General features: G+C 66.2%; 14 protein-coding genes and 1 pseudogene. 9 read left to right on the top strand and 6 right to left on the bottom strand.

Annotated elements, in window-relative coordinates:
• The first annotated feature begins 88 nt into the window (after positions 1-88).
• The 5 genes and pseudogenes from ACQR03_RS11785 to ACQR03_RS11765 form a co-directional block, all read left to right on the top strand.
• Positions 89-790, top strand: coding sequence for a FecR family protein (locus ACQR03_RS11785; RefSeq protein ID WP_315717360.1), 702 nt, complete (start codon positions 89-91; stop codon positions 788-790).
• Positions 787-1,953 (top strand): hypothetical protein, encoded by a 1,167-nt coding sequence (locus ACQR03_RS11780; RefSeq protein ID WP_316187210.1) that lies wholly within the window; start codon positions 787-789, stop codon positions 1,951-1,953. Before ACQR03_RS11785 ends, ACQR03_RS11780 begins: the two co-directional genes overlap by 4 nt.
• 23 nt (positions 1,954-1,976) lie before the next feature.
• On the top strand, positions 1,977-2,135 hold the full coding sequence (locus tag ACQR03_RS11775; protein WP_315750456.1) for a hypothetical protein: 159 nt from the start codon (positions 1,977-1,979) through the stop codon (positions 2,133-2,135).
• Positions 2,136-2,420: 285 nt separating this feature from the next.
• Positions 2,421-3,650 carry a TadE/TadG family type IV pilus assembly protein gene (locus ACQR03_RS11770; RefSeq protein ID WP_315827018.1) on the top strand — a complete coding sequence of 410 codons (1,230 nt, stop codon included), beginning with the start codon at positions 2,421-2,423 and terminating at the stop codon, positions 3,648-3,650.
• Positions 3,651-4,084: 434 nt separating this feature from the next.
• Positions 4,085-4,186: pseudogene (locus tag ACQR03_RS11765) on the top strand (GTP-binding protein); the annotation flags it as partial.
• A 173-nt stretch (positions 4,187-4,359) separates the two neighbouring features.
• Here ACQR03_RS11765 and ACQR03_RS11760 read toward each other — a convergent pair.
• Positions 4,360-4,878, bottom strand: coding sequence for a cupin domain-containing protein (locus ACQR03_RS11760; protein ID WP_315717363.1), 519 nt, complete (start codon positions 4,876-4,878; stop codon positions 4,360-4,362).
• 148 nt (positions 4,879-5,026) lie between these two features.
• On the opposite strand from ACQR03_RS11760, the gene ACQR03_RS11755 reads away from it, so the two are divergent.
• The gene (locus tag ACQR03_RS11755; protein ID WP_315750360.1) at positions 5,027-5,242 is read left to right on the top strand and encodes a CsbD family protein; all 216 of its coding nucleotides are present in this window, start codon (positions 5,027-5,029) and stop codon (positions 5,240-5,242) included.
• 264 nt (positions 5,243-5,506) lie between these two features.
• Here the strand turns inward: ACQR03_RS11755 and ACQR03_RS11750 are convergent, their stop codons facing one another.
• Together ACQR03_RS11750 and ggt are read right to left on the bottom strand one after the other, a co-directional pair.
• The gene (locus ACQR03_RS11750) at positions 5,507-5,965 is read right to left on the bottom strand and encodes an FKBP-type peptidyl-prolyl cis-trans isomerase (protein ID WP_409998083.1); all 459 of its coding nucleotides are present in this window, start codon (positions 5,963-5,965) and stop codon (positions 5,507-5,509) included.
• Between the two features lie 888 nt (positions 5,966-6,853).
• On the bottom strand, positions 6,854-8,440 hold the full coding sequence (gene ggt / locus ACQR03_RS11745) for a gamma-glutamyltransferase (protein ID WP_315718254.1): 1,587 nt from the start codon (positions 8,438-8,440) through the stop codon (positions 6,854-6,856).
• A gap of 132 nt (positions 8,441-8,572) precedes the next feature.
• Here ggt and ACQR03_RS11740 point away from each other — a divergent pair, with 132 nt between their 5' ends.
• Both ACQR03_RS11740 and ACQR03_RS11735 read left to right on the top strand, forming a co-directional pair.
• Positions 8,573-9,352, top strand: coding sequence for a rhodanese-related sulfurtransferase (locus ACQR03_RS11740; protein WP_316201135.1), 780 nt, complete (start codon positions 8,573-8,575; stop codon positions 9,350-9,352).
• The gene (locus ACQR03_RS11735; RefSeq protein WP_315718252.1) at positions 9,339-9,566 is read left to right on the top strand and encodes a SlyX family protein; all 228 of its coding nucleotides are present in this window, start codon (positions 9,339-9,341) and stop codon (positions 9,564-9,566) included. Before ACQR03_RS11740 ends, ACQR03_RS11735 begins: the two co-directional genes overlap by 14 nt.
• Positions 9,567-9,579: 13 nt before the next feature.
• Here the strand turns inward: ACQR03_RS11735 and ACQR03_RS11730 are convergent, their stop codons facing one another.
• Together ACQR03_RS11730 and ACQR03_RS11725 are read right to left on the bottom strand one after the other, a co-directional pair.
• Positions 9,580-11,490: a diguanylate cyclase gene (locus tag ACQR03_RS11730; RefSeq protein WP_434841250.1), complete on the bottom strand. Its 1,911-nt coding sequence runs from the start codon at positions 11,488-11,490 to the stop codon at positions 9,580-9,582.
• A 170-nt stretch (positions 11,491-11,660) separates the two neighbouring features.
• Positions 11,661-11,897 (bottom strand): hypothetical protein, encoded by a 237-nt coding sequence (locus tag ACQR03_RS11725; RefSeq protein WP_315718250.1) that lies wholly within the window; start codon positions 11,895-11,897, stop codon positions 11,661-11,663.
• 197 nt (positions 11,898-12,094) lie between these two features.
• On the opposite strand from ACQR03_RS11725, the gene hemE reads away from it, so the two are divergent.
• On the top strand, positions 12,095-13,126 hold the full coding sequence (gene hemE, locus ACQR03_RS11720; RefSeq protein WP_410052180.1) for a uroporphyrinogen decarboxylase: 1,032 nt from the start codon (positions 12,095-12,097) through the stop codon (positions 13,124-13,126).
• Between the two features lie 4 nt (positions 13,127-13,130).
• Here hemE and hemC read toward each other — a convergent pair whose 3' ends face one another.
• Positions 13,131-14,108 (bottom strand): hydroxymethylbilane synthase, encoded by a 978-nt coding sequence (hemC, locus tag ACQR03_RS11715; RefSeq protein ID WP_315718248.1) that lies wholly within the window; start codon positions 14,106-14,108, stop codon positions 13,131-13,133.
• Between the last annotated feature and the right edge of the window lie 12 nt (positions 14,109-14,120).

Genomic DNA, 14,120 nt, shown 5'->3' with positions numbered 1-14,120 from the left:
GTCATCGAGGCAAACTTGTGCCTATTTTACAACAACCCCGCGCGCCGTCTTCGGCTAGATTGGGCAAGGAACAATCTTCGGTGTGGATATGAATCAGCGTCGCCGAGCCTGTGTCGCTGCAATCTCGGCCGCCGCCCTGCTGGGCTTGGCGGGCGGGGCAAGCGCCGACGGCCGCATCGGCGAGGCCGTGCTGGTGCAGAAGGACGTGCTGCGCGTGGCAGGCGCGTCGAGCAGTCCGATCAATGTCGGCGACGGCGTCGTGCGCAACGAGACGGTGCGCACCGGCAATGACAGCGCCGCGCGGCTCGTCATGATCGACAGCACCAATCTCTCGCTCGGCGCCAACGCCACCCTGACGCTCGACCGCACCGTCTTCAACGACGAGACCAGCTATCGCGATATCGCGATCCGGCTCGGCACCGGCGCGTTCCGCTTCGTCACCGGCCATTCCGAGAAAACCGCCTACAAGATCAACACGCCGCTCGCGACCATCGGCGTGCGCGGCACCATCCTCGACATCCGCTCGCAGCGCGGCCAGACCATGGTCGTGCTGCAGGAAGGCGCTTCGCGGGTCTGCACCCTCACCTTCCAATGCCTCGAGCTGACGCAGCCGGGCGACACCGCGATCATCACCGCGACCGGCAACGGCCGAAGCGCGATCAAGAAGACCAGCAATCCGTCCTGGAGTTTTGCCGCGACCTGCGCGTCGACATCCGGCCTTTGCACGGTCACCGATCTCGCCAGCAATGCGCCGCCGCAGGACTTCACCGGCATCCTGTGCGGGCGATGACGATGAGAACGCACCGCGGTCAGCTTGCTCTCCTGATGACCGCCATCGCCGGCGGGCTGCTCGCGCTTGCGCTGCAAGCCGCGCCGGCCGCCGCGCAGAGCAGTTGCGGGGTGGACAATTTCGCGGCGGCGCCGTGCCCCAGCCCGTCGCCGTCGCCGACCTCCTCGCCCACCGCGACGCCGACGCCGTCGGCCACGCCGACATCGACCTCAAGTCCGACACCGACGCCCTCTCCCTCGATCTCGCCGACCCCGTCGCCGTCGCCCACCGGCGCGGGAAACAGCGCGAACGCGATCAACGGCCTCGCCGACCAGCGCTTCAACCAGATGATCACCAACCGCGTGCTCGGGCTGGTGCTGCTCGGCGTCAACGAGCAGGTCAACTGCAACGACTGCATTAGCGCATTCGGCTCGGCCGGCTCGTTCTCGGCCGGCATCCATGGCCGCAAGCAGCTCACAAACAATCTGGCGCTGCTCGCGGGCCTCGCCTACACGCACTACGACGAGAACGGCTACCACGTGACGTCGGCGCCGATCGGCGCCTTCGCACTGCGCTACGACTTCGTCGACTGGGGCTCGTCGCGGCCGTTCTTCGACGTCGGCACGATCCTGACGCCCTATGAGCGCGTGCGCTACGGCCGGAGCTATGCAACGAGCCTCGGCAACGTCACGGTGGACGGCACCACCACGGCATCGAACTACGCGGTCTACGGCCGCGCCGGCTGGATCAGCCGGCTCTCGCCGCGCGACGAGCTCGCGGCATCGGTCGAGCTGTGGCAGTTGTGGCAGCACGTCGCCGGCTATCGCGATCCCGCGGTGGCCTTCAACCCGTTCGATGCGACGATCGCCGGCGGCACCGACCGCACCAGCCTGGTCAAGGTCGGTGGCCAGTGGACCCACCTGTTCGGCACGAGCATCGAGGCCAACATCAATGGCGGCTACGTCCAGTCGTTCGCGACCAGCTCCGGCATCGTCGCCACCGTCACCGGCAACGGCACGGTGACGCCGACCATGGGCAACCAGGGCTGGTTCGAATATGGCGGCCGGCTCGGCTTCCGCCTGCCGCAGGGCTGGATCGCCGATCTGTTCGTCAACGGCACGCTCGGCCCGCAGCCGGTCGGCAACACCATCCACGGCGGCATCGGCCTGCGCGTCCATTATTAGCGGCTGGCGCTGGCCCCTGGCGGGTGCACCAGGGCCGGCTGTTCGCCGACATCCTGCGAGTCGGGCTGCCGAGCGCGCTCAACGCGGTCATGGTCAATCTCACCGTCATCCTGGTGACCGCGCTCTACGCATTGGTGTGCAGCCGCGTTCTCTCGCCCCGGATCTGGCGTTCGCCTCGTTAGCGCGACATCCACCGGCGGGCGCAATCCGACCGCTTGCAACTCACAAGCCGTCACCGCCAAATACAGGCAATTCGCGCGACTGCTACCAATGAGTGGTGCGAACGGGCACCTGTCGATGATCCGGCAAACGGCCTGATAACCTTCCGCTTCCGCTACTCCGCTGCCGGTTTCCTTTACGGAACCGGATTCAGCATGCGGTAACGTCTGACCGCCACTTCCTTTGCAGCAGGGGCTCGCATCCGCCGGCATCGAGCCTCGGACAGCCATCAGCAGGAAGCGTCGCACATGACCGCATCGATTTCGTCGAAGACTCTTCGCGATCTGGCATGGAGATTTGGCCGCGCGAAGGACGGCCAGATCAGCATGATCTTCGCCATCACCATCATCCCGATCCTGGTGTCGGTCGGCGCCGCGGTCGATTTCGCCAAGTCGAGCGACACCAGGGCGCAGTTGCAGAAGTCGGTCGACGCCGCGGTCCTCGCCGGCGTGACCCAGGCGAGCGCGCAGCAGGTGTCGACCGCGAGCGCGGTGTTCTCGGGCAGCTTCAGAGGCCGGTTCGGCACCGGCACAACGGCGACCTTCACGCCCAACAGCGACGGCTCGCTGTCGGGCACTGCGACGACCTCGGTGAAGACCTCGTTCCTCAACGTGATGGGCACGACGTCGCTCGGCGTGACGGCGTCCGCAACGGCCAAGGCCGGCGCGCAGACCACGTCGCCCGTCTGCATCCTGCTGGTCAGCACCATCAACGCGCAATCATTGCTGGTGAATTCCGGGGCCCAGCTCAATGCGCCGAGCTGCGAGATCCACGTGCTGTCGACGCAGAGCCCGGCCGCGATGTTCAACGCCACGCTCAACGTCAAGCGCATCTGCATCAAGGGCACCAACATCACCAAGAACGGCGGCGTCACTCCGCCGGCCGAGACTGGCTGCGCGGCGATCTCCGACCCATTTGCCGGCAAGCTGCCCGCCGTCACGGTGGGCGCGTGCACCACCAACAACAAAGTCTATGATCCCGGCTCGGTCACCCTCAATCCCGGCGTCTATTGCGGCGCGACCAATTTCAACGGCTCCGGCACGCTGACGCTCAATCCGGGCCTCTACATCATCAAGGGCGGCGCGATGACCTTCAACTCGGGGTGGACGGTCACCGGCAGCGGCGTCACCTTCTACCTCGTCGACCAGAACGCGACGCTCACCTTCAACGGCAACGTCAATGCGACGCTGTCGGCGCCGACCAGCGGCACCTACGCCAATATCCTGATGTACGAGCCGAGCGGCCTGTCGACGACGAACCTGCCGATCAACGGCACCAGCAGCTCGTCCTACACCGGCCTGATGTATCTGCCGAGCCGCAACGTCACCATCAACTCGGTCTCGACCATGAGCAGCAACAGCGTCACGATGGTGTTCAACACGCTGATCCTGAACCAGACCAACTGGGCGATCGCGCCCGGCGCACTGTCGATGTCGGCGGCCAGTGGTCCGGCCGGCACGGCGTTCCTGTCGAGGTAGGTGCCATAGCTGAGCCAATTCTCGTGAGTGCTGTTTCAGTAGCTTGTCGCAGGGACTGACGACCCGGCTACACGAAAAGATATCAGCTCCTCTTTTAGGAGATGAAACGGAGCTGCATCCCGCCACCGATACTGCTTCCCTCTCCGCGTTCTTCACGGCAGAGGGAACGCGGTGTCGCTGGCGGCTGCAGCGTCGTTTCAGCACTGCAAGGGCTTCACCAGCTCACCAGAGCCGCTCGAGCCCTGCGTCTCGGCCGCCGCCTCTGCCGACTCCCCAAGCGGCCGCGAGCCCGCCCACTCACGCCTTCGTCGCCACTCTCTCCCCTTGACACCCTCTCCCGTTTCAGATGATGTTACGTTATAACATTGCATAAAGAGGCCGCATGCCCGCCCGCCGGCACCGACCCTTTCCCCTGAAGAGGCTGTTCGATCTCGATGCGCAAACTCCCCGTCACGGTCTTGTCCGGCTTCCTCGGGGCTGGGAAGACCACTTTGGTCAGCCACATCCTGAACAACCGCCAGGCTCGGAAGCTGGCGCCGCGCCAACGAGGCGGCCTGATCAGCATTCATCCGAACAACGGCTCGGGTGCAACGACCAGCGAGACACACGCGCGACAGTCGCCCCTGCTTCGCGTGTGAGAGGGAAGGCGGTATAGCCGCTCCCTGCCCGGCGGAGCCGTCGCGAGACGGCTCCGCCATTTCCTTGATGGCTACGACTTCGATTCGGCAGGATCGCGGTGCACCGGGTCGATCCACAGCACCGTCTCGGGCTTCTCGACCGGCTCGATGTCGATGTTGATCGCGACCGCCTCGCCGTCGCTGCGCACCAGCACGCATTCGAGCACTTCGTCCGGGCTCGCATTGATCTCCTGGTGCGGCACATAGGGCGGCACGAAGATGAAATCGCCGGGACCGGCCTCCGCGGTGAACTGCAGCCGATCGCCCCAGCGCATCCGCGCCTTGCCTTTCACGACGTAGATCACGCTCTCGAGATGGCCGTGATGATGCGCCCCGGTCTTGGCGTCAGGCCTGATCGTGACCGTGCCCGCCCACAATTTCTGCGCTCCGACGCGCGCGAAGTTGATCGCCGCCTTGCGGTCCATGCCCGGCGTCGACGGCACGTTGGAATCGAGCTGATTGCCCGGAATGACGCGGACGCCGTCGTGCTTCCAGCGCTCGTCGCCGTGATCGTGGGAATGGCCGTGCGCGTGATCGTGAGAGCCTGACATGATTTCTTCTCGGGATTTCGTCGGTTCGAGGGAACCAACCGTTCTTAGCCGAAATGCCGCAGCGAAGCTATTCGCAGTTCCGCGCGAACCTTTCTGCATTGCGTGCGTTGGATCGGTGGAGTTCACACGAACAACGGAGGACGAAATCATGGGTGCCACCACCGACAAGATCAAGGGCGTCGCCAACGAGACCATCGGCAAGGCCAAGCAGGGCATCGGCGAAGCCACCGGCTCCGAGCGCCTGCAGGGCGAGGGTGCCGTGCAGGAGATCAAGGGCAAGGGCCAGCAGGCGCTGGGCGATGCCAAGCAGGCGACCAAGGACGCGGTGAACACTGCCGCCGGCGCCGCCAACAAGAACCTCTGAGCAGGATCGGCGCGACCGCTGAGGTAGCGCGATGAAGCTCAATAGAAACTAAAAGGATCGGCTCCTCGTGGGCCGATCCTTTCGTTTTATATCACGTCCGAGAAATAGCTCATGCTTACGTCCGTCATCGCAAGCGAAGCGACGCGATCCAGAGTCCCCGACCGGACACTGGATTGCTTCGTCGCCTGCGGCTCCTCGCAATGACGGCGGTGAGAGCCTTTGCATCAACTCGGCTCGTGATGAGAGCGGGCGAAGGCAGCGTCTCTACTTCACGCCGAGCAGTTCGACGTCGAACATCAGCGTCGCGTTCGGCGGAATCACGCCGCCGGCGCCGCGGGCGCCGTAGCCCAGCTCGGGCGGAATGATCAGGGTACGCTTGCCGCCGACCTTCATGGTGGCGACGCCCTCGTCCCAGCCGGCGATCACGCGCTTCATGCCGATCGGGAATTCGAACGGCTCGTTGCGATCCACCGACGAGTCGAATTTCTTGCCCTTCTGGCCGTTCTCATAGAGCCAGCCCGTATAATGCATCACGCAGGTCTGACCGCGCGTCGGCGTGGCGCCGGTGCCTTCCTTGGTGTCGATGATCTGCAGTCCGGAGGGAGTGGTCATGGTCTTTCCTGTGGGTTTGGCGGAACTGGTCTGTGCCGAGACCGCGCGGGAGCCCAGCAAGACACCGGCCGCGGCCGATGCCGCCGCCATCAGCGCAACTCTTCTGTTCATCGGACGCCGCATGCTCCAGACCGCCTCTGCTCGTTCACGGGAGCCGCGGTTTAGCTCATGCGGGAGCGGCTGACCAGCCCGGCACCTGTTTCCGAAAAAAATAATCCTCTTGCCAATAATCGGAAATCATGATTATCTCCGCGCATCCCGCCTCATTGCGGAGGGGCGTTGCGCGCGATCGTCACGACACGCGAGGCGGGGAGCGATGGCCGCGATGAAGCCGCAGCGCATTTTCGGATGCGCGGACGAACGGCAGCTCGCGGACGTGAAGTCGCAGCGTCCTGATACCCCGATGCTGGTATCACGCGCAGTGCGCGCAAGCGCATTGTCGCAATGGTGGCCAACAAGCCCGGCGCACCAGGGAGACTGCGTATAAGCGTGAAGACCGTCGCGCAGGGAATGCCGGTTGAATCGGCTTTGCCTGTGGTACCTGCCGCCTGCATTTTTTTCGCAGGCGGGCCATGGGTGAGGCCTTCACCCGGCATTCCCTGCGCCCTCTGCCTTTCGAGAGGGACGAACTGATCGCAGACCTCGGGCGTCCGTGCCGCGAGAACGAGACCATGTGTCGATCGTTGTTTGAGCCGTGTATCCGCCCCCGTCCACCGCCGTCGTCCCGGACAAGCCGTGACGCGCGCCGCGTGTCGCGGCGCCGATCCGGACCCATACGCCGCGGCGGACGTGACGTGCGAAGAACTAACGGCTGGCCTGCCTCAAACCACTGCCTGGGGTCATGGGTCCCGGCGCAAGGCCGGGACGACAGTGGTGTGTGTGGATGCAGCTTGCGTAGCCACCATCGTCATTGCGAGGAGCGAAGCGACGAAGCAATCCAGAGTGACAGCCACGGCTCTGGATCGCGTCGCTGCGCTCGCGATGACGAATGGCGCCGCCTCAATACCCCAGCGCGCAGCCGTCCTTGCGCGGGTCGGAGCCGCCGGTGAGCGTGCCCTTGTCCCAGTCGATCCAGATCGCCTGACCGCCGCCGAGCGGCGACACCACCTTGGTGGTCTTGTGGCCGATCTTCTGCAAGCCCTCGACCACCTCGGCCGGCACGCCGTCCTCGAGCTGATAGACGCCCTCGTAATGCAGACCCCTGGCCATATCGATCGCTTCCTGCACGTCGCAGCCGTAGTCGAGGATGTTGGTCAGAACGTGGGTCTGGCCGACCGGCTGATACTGGCCGCCCATGACGCCGAACGACATCTGGGCGCGGCCCGCCTTGGTGGCGAGCGCCGGAATGATCGTGTGCAGCGGACGCTTGCCCGGGCCGATGCAGTTCGGATGGCCCGGCTGGATGCGGAAGCCGCCGGCGCGGTTCTGCAGCAGCACGCCGGTCTCGTTGGAGACGATCGCCGAGCCGAACGAATGCGCGATCGAGTTGATGAAGGAGCAGACGTTGCGGTCGCGGTCGACGACCGTGATGTAGACGGTCTCCGGATTCATCGGCGGCGCGACGTTCGGCAGGTCGAGCAGCTTGTCGAGGCTGATCTGCGAGATGTACTCGTCGGCGAACTCCTTGGCGAGGATGCTCGCGACCTCGGTCGTCATGTGCGCGGGATCGCCGATGTGCTGCTCGCGCATCATGTAGGCGATACGGGCGGCCTCGGCCTCGAGGTGGAAGCGCTCGACGCTGAGCGGATCGATGCGCGTGAGGTCGAAGCGCGAGAGGATGTTGAGCATCACCAGCATGGTGATGCCCGGACCGTTGGGCGGGCACTGCCAGACGTCGTAATCCTTGTAGGTGGTGCCGATCGGCGAGGTCACCTCGGTCTGGTGGTTGGCGAAATCCTCCAAGGTGTGCAGGCCGCCGATGCCGCGCAGGGTCTGCACCATGTCCTCGGCGACGGCGCCGGTGTAGAAGCCCTTCGCCCCCTCCTTGGCGATGACGCGCAGGGTCTGCGCCAGCTCCGGCTGGCGGATCACGTCACCGACCGCTGCCGCCTTGCCATGCGGCAGAAAGTAGCGCGCGGTGTTGGTGCCGTTCTTGAGCTTCTCGAACTGGTTGTTCCAGTCGAACGCGACACGCGGCGCCACCACATAGCCGTCCTCCGCGGCGCGGATCGCGGGCTGCAGCAGCCGGTCGAGCCCGAGCCGGCCGTGGTCGCGCAGGATGCGGTCCCAGGCATCGATCGCGCCGGGGACGGACACCGCATGGGCCGAGGTCAGGGGGACCGAATGGATCTTGCGCTCGAGGTACCAGTCCACGGTCGCGGCGGCGGGCGCCCGACCCGAGCCGTTATAGGCCATGATCCGGCTTTCGCCCCTGGGCTGTACCAAGGCGAAGCAGTCGCCGCCGATGCCGGTCGATTGCGGCTCGATCACGCCGAGCAGGGCGCAGGCTGCCACCGCGGCGTCGGCCGCGGTGCCCCCGGCCCGCAGCACCTCGATCCCGGCCAGCGCCGCCTGCGGGTGCGATGTCGCGATCATTCCGTTCTGGGCGTGGACCGTCGACCTGCCTGGGAAGTGGAAGCTTCTCATCGTTGCTCGCTGCGTGATCGTGTGGTGGTTGGAATACCAGTGCTGGCCGGCTACATCGCACATTCCTTCCAGGCTCGGCAATGCCCGGGGATACCAGCTTTTCTATGGTCAGCTCTGCTGGTAAACGGCCGCATGCCCCTCGCCGTCGCCGCCTTCTATCAGTTCGTCGCCCTGCCGGATTTTCGCGACCTGCGCGCGCCGCTCCACGCCTTTTGCGCCGAGCGCGGCATCAGGGGCAGCGTCCTGCTGGCCGAGGAGGGCATCAACGGCACCGTGGCCGGGACCGAGCCGGCAATTGCCGCCCTGGTAGGCGCGTTTCGCGACGGAACGCTGTTCGACGGCCGGCTGGACAATCTGGAGCTGAAATACTCGCGCGCCACGGCCATGCCGTTCCGGCGCCTCAAGGTGCGGCTGAAGCGGGAGATCGTGACGCTCGGCGATCCCGCCGCCGATCCGACCCGGCAGGTCGGGACCTATGTCAGTCCCGCCGATTGGAACGCGCTGATCACCGCGCCGGATACCGTCGTGCTCGACACCCGGAATGCGTTCGAGGTGGCGATGGGGACGTTCGAAGGCGCGGTCGATCCAGGCCTGCAGAGCTTCGGGCAGTTCAAGGATTTTGCAGAACACGCACTCGATCCTGCCAGGCACAAGCGGATCGCGATGTTCTGCACCGGCGGCATCCGCTGCGAGAAGGCGAGCGCGCTGCTGCTGGCGCGCGGCTTTTCCGAGGTCTACCACCTCAAGGGGGGCATCCTGAAGTATCTCGAGGAGATCCCGGAATCCGAGAGCCGCTGGCGCGGCGGCTGTTTCGTGTTCGACGAACGGGTGGCGCTCGGTCACGGGCTGCGGGAGCACAGCGAGGCCACCATCAAGGCCGCTCCGGAGGGCGCACGCGATGAGCAGTTCTGAGCCATCCAACGCGGAGCTCGGCGAGCGGATCGACACGCTGGAGATGCGCCTCACCTTCCAGGACGACACGATCGAGACGCTGAACCAGACCATCACTGCGCAGTGGCGCGAGATCGACGCGCTGAAGCGGCGGATCGCCCTGCTGGTCGAGCGGCTCGAGGACGCGCAAGGCAACGCCGAGGGGCCGCGCAATGAGCCTCCGCCGCACTACTGAGCGGGCGGCGATCTCAGGCCGGGACGGTCGCCGGCGCCTTGCCGGCGGGCAGATCGATCACCTCGCCGGCCATGATCAGGCGGTCGCGGCCGGCGTCCTTGGCGGCATAGAGCGCGCGGTCGGCCGCCTCGATCAGCGAGGCCGGGCCGGCGGAGCGCTCGAAGCCGGGCCGGCACACCGCGCCGCCGATGCTCGCGGTGACGATGCCCGCCGGGTTGTGATCGTGGACGATGCGGGCCTCGTGCAGTGCCCGCCTGATCCGCTCGCCGAGCCTGGCGCAGCCCCCGGCATCGGTGTTCGGCAGCAGGACGGCGAACTCCTCGCCGCCGTAGCGGGCCGCCAGATCCGAGCTGCGCTGCGCCTCGTCGGCCAGAATGCCGGCCACGGTGTGCAGGCATTCGTCGCCGGCCGGGTGGCCATAGGCGTCGTTGAAGGCCTTGAAGTGGTCGATGTCGATCATCAGCAGCGCCAGCGAAGTCTTGTCGCGGTAGGCCCTGCCCCACTCCTCCAGCAGCCGCTCGTCGAACCGGCGGCGGTTGGCGAGCCCGGTGAGGCCGTCCTCGATGGCCAGCGTCTCGAGCCGGCCCTGCAGCGTCTTCTGCTGCGTCACGTCGCGGGTGACGGCGACGAAGCCGTCGAGCGCGCCATCCGGCTGACGGGTGGCGCGGATCGTGGTCTCGACCCAGATCTCAGATTTGTCGCGGCGACGCATGCGATAGGTGGCGCGCGCCTCGTCGACAGCGCCCCTCCTGAGCTGATCGAGGATCTCCTGCAGTTGCGGGCGATCGAGCGGATGCACACCGGACAGCGCGCGCTTGCCCAGGAGCTGCGACGGGTGCCAGCCCAGCACGCGCATGGTCGACGGCGAAACGTAGCCGATGCAGTCGTCCAGCTCGATCCGCGTCACGATGTCGCTGGAGCCTTCGGCGAGCAACCTGAAGTTCTCCTCCTTTGCCGCCAGCGCCGCGGCGAGCTGCTGCCGCTGCAGCAACTGCTTCGCGAGGAAGATGCCGATCGCGATGACCAGCGCAACCAGACAGACCAGCACCGTCAGCCGGACCAGCGCGTCACGCGTCCATTCCGCCAGGACCTCCGCCTCGGTGCGCGTCACGAGAATGAGGAACGGATAGCGCTGCGCGTGCTGATAGAACCCGATGCGTTCGGACGGTTCGCCGAGCCGCCGGAAATGCAATGGCCCCGACGCCGGATGATAGGGTATCGCTTCAGGTATGGGGCGCCCAAGTGTCCGCGGGTCCGGTTCCGCATTGTCGGCGAGGACGGCTCCGTCACGGCTCATCAGGCTGATCGTGCCCTGACGACCGACGGCAAACTGACGGTAGAACTGAGCAAAATAGGCAACGTCGATGGTTGCCAGCACGACGCCGCCGAACCGGCCATCCGCGTGATTCCAGCGCCGCGACAGGGTGATGACCCATTGACCGCCGGCCCTGCTCTGCACCGGACGACCGATCAGCAGGGAGCGATCGGCCGAAATCCTGTGGTGTGCGAAGTAGTCGCGATCGGCATTGTTGTAGTTGGTGAGCGTGACGTCCTCGGTGGTGGCAAGCCAGTCGCCGTTTTCGCCATAGGCGAAGATGCCCCGGATGCGGCCGAGATTGGCCTTCCTCGTCTTCAGAATCGTCTGCAGTCGGGCGATCGCACCGGGCTTGCCGTCATCGGTCTCGAGCGCGGCGACGACGCCGCGCAACAGCGAATCCGCAAGCTCGAAGGTATCCTCGACGTGCTGGGTGAGCGAGTGAGCGAGGTTGCCGAGATCGGTTTCGGCATTGCGTACCTCCGCCTGTCGGGAAGTCCATTCGCCCCATACGCTGTAAGCGAGAATCGTGACCGACACGAGCGCAAGCACGCCAGCCGCCCACATTGGCAGGCGGCTTCGATCAACTCTGGTCGCACCAATGTCCATTCCGCGGGACTCTCCGGACGCCGCGAGAGTCCCATGGACATCTTATTTAACTCTGAAATGCGATTGGTCCGAGGGCGTCCGCACCGACCCGTAAGACTACGGCCGCTCCCGTACTACTACGGACAAACAACGGCGGCGCCACGCTCGAGGCGGGCGTTTAGCCTGTTAGTTCAGCGAACGAACACCGATCGCACCTTTTCCCAAAGCGATGGCGAATGGTCCAGGTCAACGTCATCGCCCTTCACGCGGGTCGTCGAGGGCTGCTGCAGGCTCACCGGATCCGATGCCGGAAACGTGTCCATCAGTCCCTTGTCGAGCTGCGTTGCAGTCGCACGGTCGAGACGCGCAGCTTCGCGCGGATCAACCGCGTGCTTGTCGTGCGGCGCGGGATTGAATTTCTCAGCCATGATCGATCTCCCTGTGGAACGACAACGCAGGGGCGACGGACGTGTTCCCCTCGATGTGACGTCCCGCAACTGTGGGGACGATCGCATCTCCGGCGACTCCCGAGCCGATATGACCTTGGCCGGAACCGCGTGGGCATGTATCACGGACGGTAAACTGTTCCCGAAGGTTGCGGAGCCCGAGCGTGAGTGAGACTGCCGTGAACAAGCCTTTCATCGACGTGCTGGCCGGTCGGCGCCAGAGCGTGCCTCCGGTCTGGATGATGCGGCAGGCCGGCCGCTATTTGCCGGAGTACCGCGAGGTCCGCGCCAAGGCCGGCGGCTTTCTCGACCTCTGCTTCAATCCCGAGCTCGCGGCCGAAGTGACGCTGCAGCCGATCCGGCGCTTCGGCTTCGATGCGGCGATCATCTTTTCCGACATTCTGGTGATCCCGCATGCGCTCGGCCGCGGCGTCCGCTTCGAGGTCGGCGAGGGCCCGCGGCTCGACCCGCTCGATACGCCGGAGAAGATCGCGACGCTGTCGGCGAAGGCAGATTTGTCGAAGCTGCAAGCGGTGTTCGAGGCGCTGCGCCGGGTGCGGGCCGAGCTGCCACCGAGCACCGCCCTGATCGGCTTTTGCGGCGCCCCGTGGACGGTCGCGACCTACATGGTCGCGGGCCAAGGCACGCCCGACCAGGCACCGGCGCGGCTGCTGGCCTATCGCCATCCCGAGGCGTTCGGCACGATCATCGACGCGCTGGTCGACAGCTCGATCGGCTATCTCTTGAAGCAGCTGGAGGCCGGAGCCGACGCGCTGCAGATCTTCGACACCTGGGCCGGGGTACTGTCGCCGCGCGAGTTCGCGCGCTGGTCCGTCGCGCCGACGCGACGCATCGTCGAGGGCGTGCGCAAGGCGCGGCCGGATGCGAAGATCATCGGCTTTCCGCGCGGCGCCGGTGCATTGCTGCCGGGCTACGTCGCCGAGACCGGAATCGATGCCGTCAGCATCGACTGGACGGCGGAGCCGGGCCTCGTGCGCGAGCGGGTGCAGAGCAAGGTCGCGGTGCAGGGCAATCTCGATCCGCTGGCGCTGCTCACTGGGGGCGCGGCGCTCGACCAGGCGGTCGATGACGTGCTGGCGAGCTATTCCGGTGGAAGGCACATCTTCAACCTCGGCCACGGCATCCTGCCGGAGACGCCGATCGCCCATGTGGAGCAGATGCTGGCGCGGGTGCGCGCCTACAAGGGATGACTTGCTAGCGCGGCCGACTGCGCTCGATCAGCTCGGCCGCGCCGTTGGCGAGAAGCTCGAGCCCGACCGCGCGGCCGAGCTCGCGCGGACGATCCGCCGGCGCCGAGCGCTGTGCTTCAATGAAGCGGCCGCCGTCCTCGTCGAGCACCGAGGCGGTCAGCGTCAGCTGTCCGCCGTCGATGGTCGAAAATCCTGCGATCGGCGAGTTGCAGTGGCCGTTGAGCACCCACAGCACCTCGCGCTCGGCGTCGGCGCAGGTCCGCGCCGCTGCATCGTCGATCGTCGCCAGGATGCGCCGCGTCTCCCAATCGGAGGCAGGGCACTCGACGGCGACGATGCCCTGCCCGACCGCCGGCAGCATGTCGGCGACGGGGAAGTCGTACGAGGCGCGATCAGAAAGACCGACCCGCTCCAGCCCGGAGCGCGCCATGATCAGCGCATCGGCCGGTCCCACGGCGCCGCCATCCGGCAGCCGCTGCAGCTCGCCATTGTCGAGCTTGCGGATGCGGGTGTCGGCCGCGCCGCGGAAATGGATCAGCTCGGCGTGCGGAAACAGCCGCCGCGCATAGGCGGCCCGGCGCACGGCGTTGGTGCCGATCTTGAAGCCCCGGCCGCCATCGTTGCGGAATTGGTCCAGCGACAGCCCGCGCCGCAGCACCAGCACGTCGCCCGGCGGATCGCGCGACAGCAGCGCGGCAACCACCAGACCGGGCGTCTCCTCATTGCCCGGCATGTCCTTCAGCGAGTGCATCGCTGCATGCAGCCGGCCGTCCAGCATGGCACGGCGGATCTCGGCCACGAACGCGCCACCCTTGCCGCCGTGGGTGAGCAGCTTGCTGGTCTGGTCGGAATCGCCCGTCGTCTCGAACTTGACGATCTCGATGTCGAGCGACGGAATCGCCGCCTGCAGCCGACGGGCGATCTCCTCCGTCTGCGCCAAGGCCATCGTGCTCTTGCGGGTGCCGATCCGGAAACGTGTCACGAACTCATTCCT

The organism is Bradyrhizobium sp. HKCCYLS3070 (genome assembly GCF_051167575.1).
Lineage (GTDB): Bacteria > Pseudomonadota > Alphaproteobacteria > Rhizobiales > Xanthobacteraceae > Bradyrhizobium.
This window is presented reverse-complemented; position numbering and strand designations above follow the sequence as displayed.

What these genes read in the sequence shown, in the direction of transcription:
- ACQR03_RS11725 (WP_315718250.1), bottom strand. Translation starts at nt 11,897, where the DNA reads ATGGCTGAGAAATTCAATCCCGCGCCGCACGACAAGCACGCGGTTGAT.
- ggt (WP_315718254.1), bottom strand. Translation starts at nt 8,440, where the DNA reads ATGAGAAGCTTCCACTTCCCAGGCAGGTCGACGGTCCACGCCCAGAAC.
- ACQR03_RS11735 (WP_315718252.1), top strand. Translation starts at nt 9,339, where the DNA reads ATGAGCAGTTCTGAGCCATCCAACGCGGAGCTCGGCGAGCGGATCGAC.
- ACQR03_RS11740 (WP_316201135.1), top strand. Translation starts at nt 8,573, where the DNA reads ATGCCCCTCGCCGTCGCCGCCTTCTATCAGTTCGTCGCCCTGCCGGAT.
- ACQR03_RS11785 (WP_315717360.1), top strand. Translation starts at nt 89, where the DNA reads ATGAATCAGCGTCGCCGAGCCTGTGTCGCTGCAATCTCGGCCGCCGCC.
- ACQR03_RS11750 (WP_409998083.1), bottom strand. Translation starts at nt 5,965, where the DNA reads ATGAACAGAAGAGTTGCGCTGATGGCGGCGGCATCGGCCGCGGCCGGT.
- ACQR03_RS11755 (WP_315750360.1), top strand. Translation starts at nt 5,027, where the DNA reads ATGGGTGCCACCACCGACAAGATCAAGGGCGTCGCCAACGAGACCATC.
- ACQR03_RS11730 (WP_434841250.1), bottom strand. Translation starts at nt 11,490, where the DNA reads ATGGACATTGGTGCGACCAGAGTTGATCGAAGCCGCCTGCCAATGTGG.
- ACQR03_RS11770 (WP_315827018.1), top strand. Translation starts at nt 2,421, where the DNA reads ATGACCGCATCGATTTCGTCGAAGACTCTTCGCGATCTGGCATGGAGA.
- ACQR03_RS11760 (WP_315717363.1), bottom strand. Translation starts at nt 4,878, where the DNA reads ATGTCAGGCTCTCACGATCACGCGCACGGCCATTCCCACGATCACGGC.
- ACQR03_RS11780 (WP_316187210.1), top strand. Translation starts at nt 787, where the DNA reads ATGACGATGAGAACGCACCGCGGTCAGCTTGCTCTCCTGATGACCGCC.